This window comes from Cupriavidus sp. HY129, from assembly GCF_059492215.1.
On sequence record NZ_CP083255.1, the window covers coordinates 1,561,389 to 1,573,896 of the forward strand.

At 59.8% G+C, this 12,508-nt stretch carries 17 protein-coding genes; 6 read left to right on the top strand and 11 right to left on the bottom strand.

Translation table 11 applies throughout. The features are described from left to right. Positions 1 to 551: 551 nt before the first annotated feature. From K6G35_RS23330 to K6G35_RS23345, 4 genes are all read left to right on the top strand, one after another. On the top strand, positions 552 to 1,070 hold the full coding sequence (locus tag K6G35_RS23330) for a hypothetical protein (RefSeq protein WP_495676392.1): 519 nt from the start codon (positions 552 to 554) through the stop codon (positions 1,068 to 1,070). Between the two features lie 85 nt (positions 1,071 to 1,155). Further along, entirely contained in the window at positions 1,156 to 1,392 is a 237-nt protein-coding gene (locus K6G35_RS23335; protein WP_035884004.1) for a hypothetical protein, read from the top strand. A gap of 310 nt (positions 1,393 to 1,702) precedes the next feature. Next, a complete protein-coding gene (locus K6G35_RS23340; protein ID WP_234707066.1) occupies positions 1,703 to 1,888 on the top strand; it encodes a hypothetical protein in 186 nt (61 codons plus the stop codon). Positions 1,889 to 2,037: 149 nt separating this feature from the next. Further along, complete coding sequence (locus K6G35_RS23345; RefSeq protein ID WP_241227871.1) at positions 2,038 to 2,562, top strand: hypothetical protein; 525 nt, start codon at positions 2,038 to 2,040, stop codon at positions 2,560 to 2,562. 129 nt (positions 2,563 to 2,691) lie between these two features. Here the strand turns inward: K6G35_RS23345 and K6G35_RS23350 are convergent, their stop codons facing one another. Next, entirely contained in the window at positions 2,692 to 3,423 is a 732-nt protein-coding gene (locus tag K6G35_RS23350; protein ID WP_008646228.1) for a S1 family peptidase, read from the bottom strand. Positions 3,424 to 3,494: 71 nt separating this feature from the next. On the opposite strand from K6G35_RS23350, the gene K6G35_RS23355 reads away from it, so the two are divergent. Then, positions 3,495 to 3,842 carry a DUF2188 domain-containing protein gene (locus tag K6G35_RS23355; RefSeq protein ID WP_008646229.1) on the top strand — a complete coding sequence of 116 codons (348 nt, stop codon included), beginning with the start codon at positions 3,495 to 3,497 and terminating at the stop codon, positions 3,840 to 3,842. A gap of 122 nt (positions 3,843 to 3,964) precedes the next feature. Here K6G35_RS23355 and infA read toward each other — a convergent pair whose 3' ends face one another. The 4 genes from infA to K6G35_RS23375 form a co-directional block, all read right to left on the bottom strand. Then, the gene (infA, locus tag K6G35_RS23360; RefSeq protein ID WP_008646230.1) at positions 3,965 to 4,186 is read right to left on the bottom strand and encodes a translation initiation factor IF-1; all 222 of its coding nucleotides are present in this window, start codon (positions 4,184 to 4,186) and stop codon (positions 3,965 to 3,967) included. 16 nt (positions 4,187 to 4,202) lie between these two features. Next, entirely contained in the window at positions 4,203 to 4,664 is a 462-nt protein-coding gene (locus K6G35_RS23365; RefSeq protein ID WP_234707063.1) for a hypothetical protein, read from the bottom strand. 248 nt (positions 4,665 to 4,912) lie between these two features. Continuing rightward, a complete protein-coding gene (locus K6G35_RS23370; RefSeq protein ID WP_317915490.1) occupies positions 4,913 to 5,344 on the bottom strand; it encodes a hypothetical protein in 432 nt (143 codons plus the stop codon). A gap of 131 nt (positions 5,345 to 5,475) precedes the next feature. After that, positions 5,476 to 5,760, bottom strand: coding sequence for a hypothetical protein (locus K6G35_RS23375; protein ID WP_008646233.1), 285 nt, complete (start codon positions 5,758 to 5,760; stop codon positions 5,476 to 5,478). A 1,586-nt stretch (positions 5,761 to 7,346) separates the two neighbouring features. On the opposite strand from K6G35_RS23375, the gene K6G35_RS23380 reads away from it, so the two are divergent. Further along, entirely contained in the window at positions 7,347 to 7,550 is a 204-nt protein-coding gene (locus tag K6G35_RS23380) for a cold-shock protein (RefSeq protein WP_008646235.1), read from the top strand. Positions 7,551 to 7,907: 357 nt separating this feature from the next. Here K6G35_RS23380 and K6G35_RS23385 read toward each other — a convergent pair whose 3' ends face one another. The 6 genes from K6G35_RS23385 to K6G35_RS23410 all read right to left on the bottom strand — a co-directional run bounded on the left by K6G35_RS23385 (position 7,908) and on the right by K6G35_RS23410 (position 12,336). Next, positions 7,908 to 8,282 carry an NUDIX hydrolase gene (locus K6G35_RS23385; RefSeq protein WP_495676393.1) on the bottom strand — a complete coding sequence of 125 codons (375 nt, stop codon included), beginning with the start codon at positions 8,280 to 8,282 and terminating at the stop codon, positions 7,908 to 7,910. Positions 8,283 to 8,442: 160 nt separating this feature from the next. Then, positions 8,443 to 8,838 (bottom strand): hypothetical protein, encoded by a 396-nt coding sequence (locus tag K6G35_RS23390; RefSeq protein WP_186426206.1) that lies wholly within the window; start codon positions 8,836 to 8,838, stop codon positions 8,443 to 8,445. Next, entirely contained in the window at positions 8,835 to 9,152 is a 318-nt protein-coding gene (locus K6G35_RS23395) for a high-potential iron-sulfur protein (RefSeq protein WP_035883998.1), read from the bottom strand. Before K6G35_RS23395 ends, K6G35_RS23390 begins: the two co-directional genes overlap by 4 nt. 179 nt (positions 9,153 to 9,331) lie before the next feature. After that, positions 9,332 to 11,254: a sensor histidine kinase gene (locus K6G35_RS23400; protein ID WP_495676394.1), complete on the bottom strand. Its 1,923-nt coding sequence runs from the start codon at positions 11,252 to 11,254 to the stop codon at positions 9,332 to 9,334. Continuing rightward, the gene (locus K6G35_RS23405; RefSeq protein WP_008646240.1) at positions 11,251 to 11,946 is read right to left on the bottom strand and encodes a response regulator; all 696 of its coding nucleotides are present in this window, start codon (positions 11,944 to 11,946) and stop codon (positions 11,251 to 11,253) included. The genes K6G35_RS23400 and K6G35_RS23405 overlap by 4 nt, the downstream gene beginning before the upstream one ends. A gap of 201 nt (positions 11,947 to 12,147) precedes the next feature. Then, complete coding sequence (locus K6G35_RS23410; RefSeq protein ID WP_495676395.1) at positions 12,148 to 12,336, bottom strand: hypothetical protein; 189 nt, start codon at positions 12,334 to 12,336, stop codon at positions 12,148 to 12,150. Positions 12,337 to 12,508 lie beyond the last annotated feature (172 nt).

Consider the following 12,508-nt stretch of genomic DNA (forward strand, 5'->3'; position numbering starts at 1 on the left):
ACCACTTCGCCGGCGCGCAAGCCGACCGCATTGTGTCCAACCGGAAGTACACGGGGCAACGCTTGCCGAGCCATTTTGTAAGGGCGATAGGAGCGGATACAACGTCCCCCTATACTCTTAGTTAGAGCGTTTCCGACGACCATGGGTTTTCGGAGCGCCTTCGCTCGTTTCCGGGCTTCCCCCTCGACGACGTCTGAGGACTGGTGACTCCTAAAGTCACTCACGGGGATCTCCTGGAAACTCCATGCAAGATGCCACGCGGCGACGTCTGCTCGCCAATATCCTCAATATCCAAGAAAATCGGACGTGCGCCAGGATCGATGCGATCGGCGCCCCGCGATTGCAATACTTCTCGACTGAAGTGTGCCCATCCCGCGCCTTACGCGTGACCACCAGGTCGACAAGGAGACCTGGATTCATACGCATGGTGGCAACTCAATCGCATGGGGCAGCCACGCTTTTGTTCGACTGGGACCGCGCTGAGGCGAAATCACTCCACAGTCGTCCGTCGGCTCGCCGGCAAAAAAAGTAAGGCTGAGCGAGGTAACACCATGCGTACGTTGCTGTATTTCATTCTGAAAGATGTCGTCACGGCCCGATTGGTACAGGCGCGACTCGGCGAACTTGCCGATACATCAGCACTGGTAGTGGGGCCTTGGTTTGCACAGCGCGACAATCAGCCAGTGGATGGATTGCCAGGCATCGACGTTGGTCAGACCACGTATCGCGAAGAACTGGCGATCAGCGGAATCTTCGTCGGCGCGATTATTGCCGCACTGGCTGTTTTTAGATACGGAGTCTCGGTCGGTACAAGTGCCACTGCCATTGCGTATGTTGGTGCTGTGACGCTAGGCGCAATGACCGGTTGGTGGGTCGGCGGATTCGTCGGCACCAGGATTGGCCGTCTCGGACTGCGGCGGCGGAAAGCGCAAATGACACCAGACCAGTTGCTGATGATCTCCAGTTGCGACTCGAACTACAAGGAATCCACGAAGCAGCTGATTCACGAACTGGGTGGTGTAGCGATTGACGAGCACAACGACCTGATGCCGAACTTCAGGTGGGTATGATTGCCTGGCCTCCAATTATCTGCGATGTCACTTTCGATTTTGGGCTTGACCTTGCGAAGGATGTCAAAACGACTTGGAGATGATCATGCAACGCACGACAGAGTACAGAGGTTTTGCGATACGCATTGATTTGCTGAACACGTCGGAGGGGATGTTTGATACCTGGTTCCAGATCAGGGGGCCAATTCAAGCTCGCGATGCCGTCTACGGTGTGCGCCTCAAGGTGTTGGGGTCCCCGTTTTCGCGCCGCTGGGCACATTTGGTGGGCGAGCTCGCCGCGCGGGCGTCCATCGATCAGATCCTGGGTGTCGACGAATACTAAATGGATTCTGAAGGCTTCTTACCGAAGCCGCGGTGGTGCGCTACGTTGCGGTGACCCATGGTCTTTCTGGCGCCGCGCTTGCGTCCCGTCAGGCCCGGTCGTGACGCGAAACCAGAGGAATAACTTGTGTAGCAATCGCACGCAAACGCTCCGCGGTTGCTACCAATCCGGGCCGCGCACGCTCTACGAGGCGTGTTAAGGTGCGCAACGGGCTGCTCACGCGGAGTTGGCTGCGATTGATATCCTCACGGGTATCGAGGGTTACTAGATCATGCTGAATCTGAATGCGAGAACCATTTTCGAGAGTCTGATGTACAAGGATCGACACCTGAAGTTTGACGTTGTCGAGAGGACATACGGGGACTGGTGCTGGACCTATACCATCGACGGCCGCACGACATTTAGCAGCCATGGAAGCAGCTATCCTACCCGCGAGCTTGCGGCGATCGACGCAATGGACGAAGCATTGCTTCGAATCGACAAGAATCCGGTCTAGTCTCACACTGCGCTACCAAGTTCTCATCCCGACGAGAATCAGGTTGGGCACGATCAAGCTCCGCTGGTTTCCTGGCTCGCTAGCCTTCGACTGAGGCTTCACGATCGGCTGGGTCTGCGTTCTGGCGGTAGTCGAGGATGGCGTGCACCATGGGTCTGATTAAAGATGATGGGGCGTTCTTTCGCCATGCTAGGCTTGCGCTAACTTGGGAGTTTGAAATGGCTACCACCTACAGGCGGCACATCATCAACTGCAATCCGCAATTGCTTGCCAGTGGCGAGTACAACCCCCGTCTGATTGTGACGGAGCATCAAGCCGATGCGGCAATTGATCATGTGATCGATCTTGGTCCCGATGCCTATCGAACAGCGCAAGAGGCATTGCAGAAGGCTGAAAGTGCTGGCATGCGTTGGGTCGACGCGAGGGTGGGTCCGATTCATCGGCATGGAGACTTCGGCTACGAAGTCTCCGCCGCATCCAAAGAGCGAGCGCAGTGGACTGGTGAGGTTCGGATATATGGTTCCAGCTCCCCGGCCAACATCTTCGATCGAAGAACGGACTACCTTGTCGCTCCTGGCATATTCCGTTCTGATGGCGAGGCGATGGTTGTCGCGCGAGCCTATGCTATCCAAATAATCGACGCTGGCACCATGTTCACGTGGGCCGACGTGTAGGACACGTCAACGTCCCACCGCGCAATCCCAGGGTGTTTTGCCATTCGCCTTTCCATGCGCTATCCCTGCTGTGGCAAGTACTGCCGTCTGCAACGAATGATGCTGATGCTGCCAGTTTGAGCCTGGGAGTCATTTCTCCGTGAGCGGCAGCAAGATATCGGCGTACCAGGCGGAGTTCAGACCTAGGGCTTCGTCTAGTTCGAAGTCCCGCGAGCTCACGTCCAGGCGCGCCGAATGAATGCCGAGCAGCATCCATGGCAGCGCGTGGGTGCCGGCATCGGTACTAAGGATGCGCGTGACGACCGGTGCGCCGCTGGTACCGCGATGCGTCCGGGCATCGGTCAGGAAGTAGCCCTTCCCCTTAAAGCGCATGCCGAATGAGGAGGCGATGACCGCCTGCCGTACCACGGGCAAATGGTGAAGCGTGTCATGAAAGCCCAGCGGGAAGCCAACAATCAGTAGCGAAGTACCCGCTTCGATGAGGTCGTGCGGCCTATGCAGGTGAGCGGGCGTAAAGGCCCGATAGACCATCTCTGGCGGCAACGCAGCGCGGTCGAGTTCGATCACGCCCACGTCAATCCCACCGGCGGTATCGAGCCCATCGCGCCAAACACTCTTGCCGTCGCGATACAGCAGAATGGAGAAGCCGATGGACTCCGCCATGTTCTCCGGATTGACATGCAACTCGATCTCGATCCGGTCAGGGAAGTGCTTGCTTGGCTCATCGAACAGCACATGCCGGCTTGTCACAACAAACAGGCGATTGTCTCGCTCGAAGAAAAAACCGGTGGCATTGGTCAGTGCCTGCTGCCCATCGAATGTCGCAACGCGCGTGGCGACCAGCAGGATGGGTTCGATCATCATTTCACCATTCTCACCTGTCTGCTAACAAGACAAGCATAGTTGGTTTGCGCTGGATTGCCCGAAACGTCGTGGACGGTCAGCTGACTATGCGCAACAGAGGTGCGTTACCCGTCGTGGGACAGCGCCTGATTGCGGAGACGCACTTGGCTACGCGAGACTGTCATTACAGCGCCATCAACCTGGGGGCAATCATGGCTTCTCGAAATATCCACGTCATGCCGGATGACGACCGAGGTTGGATTGTGGTCGTGGAGGGGCCGAACGGCGCCACTGTTCTGTTTCCGACAGAAGCTGAGGCAATTGCTGCTGCCACAGACGCCGCAAAGCAGGACGGGGTCAAACTCTTTATTCACGACCGTGATGGCCAGATCAAAGCGCGGAAATCCTTCGATCCGACGAACCATCGCAAATCCTGACGGCGCGGCCGTTGTACGTGGAGTTCGCTCCGGTATGCCACGCCGCCGCTATTGCCTAATCCCGACAGCCAGTACGATCGACAGAGGCTCTACAGCCTGGTGAGCCCGTCTCCAACTCGCAATCAAGACTTGTGGCGATAGTTGATACGTCCTTTCGTAAGGTCGTATGGCGACATCTCAAGCGTAACGCGGTCCCCTGCGAGAACACGTATGCGATTCTTCTTGAGGCGACCCGAGGAATAGGCCCACACCTCGAACCCGTTCTCAAGGATGACGCGAAAGCGGTTGTCCGGAAGCACTTCCGAAACCTTTCCGCCAAATTCCACCAATTCTTCTTTAGCCATGTATTGCTCCGTAGTGTCAGGCGGGGTTACGCGAATAGCGTAGGGAGGTTCGTAGGGCGCCGTTCAAACGACTGCGGTCCATGTGGGCAACAGCGCCGTCACCAGCGTTGCGGGCCGCCTGCTTGGCCTTGGCTTCCGAGCCATGGGTGGCGTGGCGCATCGAAACGTTTGCAACTACGCGTTCGGCGCCGTCCCGATACTCGGAGATCATGTAGCTTGCGAACCAAATACCTGGTTCTTGCTGAATTGGGTAAACGGAAACGGTGAAGGGCGTGGAATCGTGATTCAAATTGTTCTCGGTTTCGAGTCGACGCCGCTGCGAGGCAATAGCAGGTCGATCGGGGTTCGTCGTAACCACCAATCCTGATGGTGGCCCTATTGAGGAGAAATAGGTTGCGTCGTCGATGCGCGTGCTGAGGCGGGTGGCGACGGGTGCAACATTGACCTGACTTGCGCAAGCCAGCGACGTTGTGTACATGCGCTGTGTTGCGGAGCGGACGTGCCGCCGGTCGGATATGGTTACGGGCAGTAGTTGCCTCGAAGACCCGGAGTACACCCGGGTGGCCGATGACGCTCTTCTAGTGATGATGTCGTGCTGGCGGCGCATGCGTCGAATATCATCGACGGCAGCGCATCGTACCACTTTTATGCAATCCTTGCCGGGCAGAGGCGAGCTTGCCAGGCAATGTCCACTGCGGCGGGCGTAGCGTTGTGTGCCCAACAGTACTAGCAATCGTTTCGTTGCTGCTCTTCCCGGATGTTCCGCTGGAGCTTGCGCAAGGCATTGAGTGCGTGCGGATCGTTCGGTTGCTCCATCGCCGCATCAACAGATCGCGCTTGATAACCCAAGGCTTCGCACGCTTCAGCGCGGGATTGATCTACGCCCGATGCCATCTTGATTCTGGCTTCGTGACTGCGCATCGTCTCTCGCTCCAAGATGCGGTCAGACAGGAAGCTCGCTTCGTTTTCCCGCACGTGCTCGCTCTTTCCAAGCACCGATACGCTGCCTTGGTGCGAGCCGTCAACGATTCCGTAGCCATCTGGGCACGCCAATTCCTGGGTGTAAAGCGTCTTGCCACTGCCTTCGCAACGTATTGCATGTGCGGAGGACGCTGTTGCCAGCATCATGCCAAGCAGTGCTGCTCTGAGGAGTGCCATCGTAGGTTTTGCGGTCCAGGATGCGGCGTAGGAATGATGAGCCTGGCGCCTTTGGTCAGGGCACGCTCGATGACGCCTTCTCTGGAAGGACGTATGGCGCTGTTTTTGCGCGGCGCAATGAGCGTTTTCGATCAGAGGCCAGCTAGCGACTCACCTACGACCTGGCCATCGATGATGTGCTCGCCGTGTCGTACGGCCGCACGCTTTGCCAGGCCCAAGTCAGCCCATTGCATGTCTGGAACGTGAAACACGCGCGCGCTCTTTCCGCTCGGTGGCTCACCTTCCCGACAGATGACCACGGATGCGCTGTATGTGCGGTCTGGCCGACGCTCGTGCCATTCGCGAGGCGAGTCGAATTTGTAGACCAACGGGTAGATATCAAAGCCCTTGCAGTTTGCAGTAGGGTAGTTGTCCATTATGTCGCTCCACGTGTGGTACGGTCCGGCACACACTTTCTGTGACGGCGTTCAGGTACTGCATCAATGCTTGAGAGTGCCCACCATCGCCTTGTCAGACTGTCTCGTGCCTTCAATCCGAATGCAGGTGGCTAGCGATTGACGGTCGCGCGTCGCTGCGAACGGCGCATGGAATCAGTCTTGTCGCTCTTCATGGTGAGACGCGGCGCTTCATCAAGCCATGCCATAAATAAGATCGACCGCGAACCTGCCATAGTGAAGCGCTGCCTGCTCCGCCGCCCTGCGCGTGTAGTAGTCATCCTCTTCGTCGAAGGATTCGAAAAATATCCGATCGTCCCTGTCTGCCGTGTATCGGATAGCCATCCTGTAGCGCCATTTCGGCCCGGGGGCGCACGTTCGAGTAGGCTCGCTGGGTTCCTCGAATGCCGCGACATGTATGTACATACCTCGATATCCTTGGCACAGCCATCTCATTCGTGCCGGCATGGTAGACGTTCCTCAAATAGCATCTGTCCTAGCTGCCTATGACGATCGTGGCGGCAGCGAATACCATCACCAGCAATGATGTGGAGTAGCTAAACGTGCTGACCCAGTAGAGCGCTCGACTCGGTGTCTCGCTTCGTCGTCGGTGCCACTCAAATAGTTGCGAGAGAACAAGCAATGCGAAACTGGAAAAGTAGACTGCCAACACAGGCTTCTCCCGCAGATGATTGGCCTCTTTCCACGGTCTGCCGGTTCAGTAACTCCGGACGAGGCGTGGCGGAACAGAAAGGAAGCAAGCGCGTACCGGAGCGGGATGGCGCGTGAATTCGCTCGCATCGCGCTGGATGCGAGGCGGCGATGCACCATTGATTCGAATCAGGGATGGACTCGTCTCCGTCGTTGTCTCGCGCAATCTACGCCCCAACAAGTGCGGCGCAGCGAGAAGATCAAGGAGACGGCATTGAAGAGGGCCCCGTTGAGGCGGGCAAATCAATCCAGGTGGCGTGGCTGCTTGAAGATCCTGCTCGATTAGTTATACGGGGCTTTCCTGCTGTAGTCAATGAAACTCTGTCGCTCAAATCTGGACGCTGTCCGACTCAAGATGGTGTGGCGTTGATCCGCGTACGTGGATTGAGATGATGCTGTTGTGTGAGGCGCGATTCAGGAGTGCTATGTCCTGGGAACTACCGTCTTGAGGCGCGAGTTTCGATGCGGTCGCGTTCGATCACTGTACGTCGATGCTGGACCAGAGCAACCGGGGGCGCGACGCATCACTGTGAGGCAGTTTGCGCAGAGGTATATGGAGACCTCTTGTACCGAAGGAATGCGACTGTAGTATGCGGCGTTGAAAAGCTAGGGGTTGTTTCGCCGAAGGTCCGTTCATTGCCTCGCGCCGCGCTTGCAAGATACGTATCGATTGTCGTGAGATGTTCATTGACCGAGGTGCGGTGTACCTGTATAAGTATGATCGCAGGATCTTCAAGCGTAACCTCGAGGCGTTAGGTGTTTACCTCGGCAGCACCACTTTCTCTCCATGTTTCCTCCTTGATCGTCATGCCTCGTCCGCTATTTCGGCACGGCGAGAATTTTTAAGGAAGTTCTACATGGAAACCGGTACTGTAAAGTGGTTTAACGATTCAAAGGGTTTTGGCTTCATCACGCCGGATGCAGGCGGAGACGACCTGTTTGCCCATTTTTCCGAAGTGCAAGGCAATGGATTCAAGTCGCTTCAGGAAGGCCAGAAAGTGCGCTATGTGGCCGGCGTAGGCCAGAAGGGCCCCGCGGCGACCAAGATCGAACCGATCTAAGGTAGCCCTCGAAGTTGCGCAAGAAGCCCTGCCGGGAGAAAACCGGCGGGGCTTCTTCTATTTCGTGACGGCGAAATAGGTGCGGCGCGATGGGTACAGAAGAGCAGGCTATTGCGCAAGGCTGCTATGGCGACACCGGCCCGGCTAAAGTGATTGGTAGCGGCTGGCGACTGTCAGAATCGGCCCATCGAACTTCGGACGGTGCTGGCGCGCTGGCGAGTCCGGCCGCATCGCTGGCGTAGCTGCCAGCCTGTAGGCCGATGCGTGCGGCGTGGGCATTCCCGTCGCTCGCGCCAGTTTGATTTTGCGTACCGTGCAGCGAATGTTGGCTAGTGGCAAATGGCCTGCGGCCGAGGTCTAACGCTGGCGCAGCGCCCAGATGCTTTCAATGATGTGCCGGGTCGTTGGGCTGACGACGATCTCTCCCAACTCGGCTTGCGAAAACCATTGGCAGCCCTGGATCTCCTTGCTTGGTTTCGGCACGGCCGATTCTCCAATATTCGCGACGAAGACGTGGTGCACGGTGGTTGCGCCAACGACTTGAAACAAGAATCCGAGCCCGCGAGCCAGCAACGTGGTCTCCTCCAGAAGCTCCCGGCCTGCTGCGTCAGCAAACGTTTCGTTCTTGGTCGGACGGCCACCCGGCAGCGCCCATCTGCTGCCATCCTTTGAGACCAGTAGCACACGGTCGCCGCGTGCGCAAACTACGGTAGCCCTTACCTTTGTTTTCATGGTTCGAGTGGAGAAAGTCGACGCCTGGCGGGCATCATACCGGGAGATTGCCGCTTTGCAGCAGCCGGCAGTCTGAGCTGGGGCTTTCGTGCCGCAAGCGGTCGAAGGGTAGTTGAATGCGTACTTGCGGGGGGGGGCAGCCGCGCTTCACGCGTTGACTCTATGGCTGGCAGGCATTTTCGAAATGCCTGATCATGCTGACGTTCAGCAGGTTGCCGCTTCCGGCGCTGATCGTCGTGCCGTTCTTCAGGACGATCAGCGAGATCGTATCCTCGGCGTTGAAGGCGACGCCCGTTGCCACGCTGATCGAGCCGCCACTCACGCAAATGATGATGTCGTCAGCAGCGGTGCCTCCGCTCGAAGAGACACCATGACGCTCGCCCGTCAGCGCGCTGTCCGTTATCAGGAGGTGGCCTGAGTCGGCGACCCGGGCGGCGTCATACTGGGTGCTGCTGACCGTTGTACGCATAGGCGCGGTGCCCGGCGACGTCGGAGGGGGCAGGCGTTCGAGGTGTCTTATCGTGCGGATCTGCCAAGTCAATACTGCGTGGATCAAGCCTTTTTCACATACGAGTTACACCATCCATTTGCGGAGACCTGCTTGCCGGCGAAGATCGGGCAGGGCCCCCATGCATCGCCTGGCTTGCCCTGGTATAGCTGGCAATTGCTGCACTTCTGGCTGACGTCGTGCTTCGCGAACTTGGCCTTGTCGACCTTGCTTGTATCGTGCTTGTACCCCAGCGCTACCGCTTGAGGGTCCTTCTCATCCAGTTTCGCAGCAGTCTGCGCTTCCGCCTTGCCATCAACCCCGGCCACGGTGGCCAGAACAACTCCCGAAATACTCGATAGAAATCGCCTTCGATTCGTCATCGCGAGACCTCCTCCAGGTTGAAATTCACAAGGATGCGCGCGCGCATCCAGACGCCGGCAGCGCGAGCGCGTTGCCGAATGAATCTTCAACTCTTCTTATAGGTCGCGCGGGCGATGGATGCTGTCAGTAATTGTCCGACGTTGCGCGAGTAGTGACGCGGAAGGCAGCGTACCGTGCTTTACGAAGACGTTTGCAGTGCCTTGGGAGTGGCATCGCCGTCCGTTTGCGGCGGCTGGACGGATTTGAGTGCCAGTTCAGCCACCAGCATGGTGTGGCCTGGCTGCGCGTTCACGGTCAGCGTGCCGCCCACACGCGCAATGCGAAGGTGCATGCTGCGCATCCCCACGCTCATGCCGGCTTGCTGCACTGCCGCGACGTCGAAGCCGACGCCATCGTCGTCGATGCTCAGCAACAGCCGATTGGCATCGGGGAGTTCCAGGCAGACGCGCACGCGCCGCGCGCGGCTGTGCTTGACGACGTTGGTCAGTGATTCTTCCAGCAGGCGGATCAGTGCCAGGCACTGCAGGGCGGTGGGCGGTGTCCGCCACTGGGCGGGGCACTGCCAGTCGATGGCGATGCCCAGTTCGTCGAACAACTCCGTAAAGCGGTAGCGCAGAGGCGCGATCCACTCCAGTGGCGTCGCCGGTACCTCGACGCCGACACTGGCGCTGCTGTCGATGGTCTGGCGCAGGTCATCGCGGATCAGTTTGAGCATGGAAAGCACGTGCTGGCGCTGCAGCGGTGCCTCGCTCTGTTCGACCAGAGCCATCATGTGCACCAGCGATCCGCCCACGCCGTCATGCAGGTCGTGCGCGATCTGCAGGCGTTCTTGCAGACGGGTGTTGCCCAGCGTCAGCGCGTGCTCGCGCGCCAGGGTCGTGGCCAGTTCGGCGCGGGCGTTGGTGATGCCGTCGGCCAGTTCCTGATTGAATTGCTCGATACGACGCACGTTGTGCGCGTGGCGCAGCCCCAGGATGCCGGACAGGCATAGGGTGACCACAATGCTGGTGTAAGGCGAGATTGGGAACGACCCGGGGAGAACGGCCAGCAACAGCAGGAGGTCGTGCACGCTGGCGGCCAGCAGGATCAGCAGGCAGCCTGCCAGCAGCGCGTGCTCCCGCTGGCGTGTGCGCAGCGCATGGACCAGAAACTGCAAATCATTGACGTAGAAGATCGCGGCGGTAACCATGACGCCCACCAACTGCGCGTGACCTACATACGCATCCGGCACCACCACCTGGGCGGCCAGCAGTATGCCGGTGACCCACCACAGTGCCCGTTCGATGCGCGGCAGATGCTGCCCGCCAAAGCGCCAGGTGAACACGCAGAAGCAGGCGATCGACAACAGCAGCGCCATGGTGTTGAAGCGCGCCACCGTCAGCGTGCTGTGCCACGGCCAGGGGGTGGTCACCAGCACGTTGGCGATGAACAGTACCCAGAACAGGTACATGAGCGCGTACCAGCCATAAGCGGTCTGTTCGCGCCGCACCACCCAGATGCAGAAGAACAGTGCCGCCATCACGCCCGACACGATGATGTTGATCATGAACAGCGTGCGATAGCGCCACCAGAGTTCGTCATAGCGCTGCTGCATCGCCAGCGGATCACCAAGGAAAACCGGCCCCAGCCCCAGGGACTGCCCGGCCACACCCACCACGCGCACCCAGAGCGTGTTCACGCCGTCATGTATCCAGGCTTCGGGCAGGCGCCAATGGCGCGGCAGGTTCCAGCTCCGCGACAGCGGCTCGGTGAGCTGCGCGTCCCGCCACAGTAGCTCGTCGTTGATGAAGGCTTCGCCCGCCATCACCACCGATTGCAGTACCAGCGCGACCGGTTCGCGCTGTGTGCCCGGGCATTCGCGCTGCCAGTCGAGGCGATACCAGACGCTACCGCCGAAGCCGGGCTGACGGCGGCTCCAGTCGTCGGGCAACGTGACCGTGCGCCATTGCGAGGGATCGGGGCGTGCGCCTTGCGGGCCCGCTTCGGCCGTGCTGACGGTGAGGATGCGCACCGAGCATTGGGCCGTTGGTGTCTGCGCCCAGGCCGACGCCGCAACCAGCCACAGCACGAGGTGCGCGAGGCAGGCGAGCCAGCCCTTCATCCCAGCAAGCCACGCGAGCGCGCCGCGTTGATCGCCCTGGTGCGCGACGAGACGGCGAGCTTGCGATAGATATGCTTGATGTGGCATTCCACGGTGTAGCGCGACAGGAACAGGTGCTCGGCGATCTCGCGGTTGCCCAGCCCGTCCGCCACCAGTCGCAGGATCTGGTGTTCGCGCGGGCTCAGGCGTTCGGCCGATGGTTCGGGCGTCTGCGCGTTGGCCGAATCGCTCGGGCCGGGATGCAGTTCCTCAATGATGCGCCGGGCGATGAACGGGTCGATGGGCGCGCCGCCGCGCAGCACGCTGCGCAGGGCCATTGCAACTTCCAGATCGTCGCGCTCCTTGACCACGTAGCCGGTGGCCCCGGCACGCAGCGCGGCCAGGATCGCATCCTGGGTGCTCCAGGCAGAAATCACCAGAATGCCCAGTCCTGGGTCGGCCGCGCGCAACTCGGCGATCAGGTCGATGCCGCTGCCGTCGGGCAGGCCCAGATCCACCAGTGCCAGTGCCACGGGCTGGTCCGCCACGCGGGCGCGCGCTTCGGCCAGCGAGGCGGCCAGTACAAGCGCGTCTGGCGCATAGCCGAGTTGTTGCAGCAGGTTCTCCAGCCGGCGAGCGACCAACGGGTCGTCCTCCACCAGCAGCGCCGGCGCAGGCAAGGTCAGATCGGCGGCAAGCATGCGCAAGGGCATCGGCCCGGGCTCCCAGAGAAACGGATCAGCGCGCATTATGCGGCGCGCCGACCACACCGGGCCATCCCTTGAAACCAGTATTTAGTGGGGTATGTCGCCGGGATTCGCGGTGGTGCCGTCGCCCTGCTGGCGCATCGCGGCGAAATACCAGTTTGCAGTGATAGGCAGGCGTTGCCGTCACTTATCTAATTGCCTCCTGCCTCAAGGCACGTCCAAGACACGGTCAGGGCACGGGTGGCAGGCCGAGCATCCCGCGGCTGCCAGGTCACGCATTCCTATTCCAAACACCGCACCACGCCGGGTCACGCACACGGCGTGGATGCCATTGGTCATCAAGTCGGTCATCGAGTCGTTCATCGACTTGGCCACCGGCTCCGGGGAAGTCGTCATGAATCTGAAGCGAATCATCAAGCGTTGCGGCCGCCAGCCTGCCACCGACACAGCGCAGCAAGTCGAATCGGGACAACTTCCATGTCCGCGCGGCGGGCGGACGGAAAGACGCCATTGGCACCGGCGCGCGGTATAGCGCCCTCCCGATACCACCAGGCAACGCACGACTCCC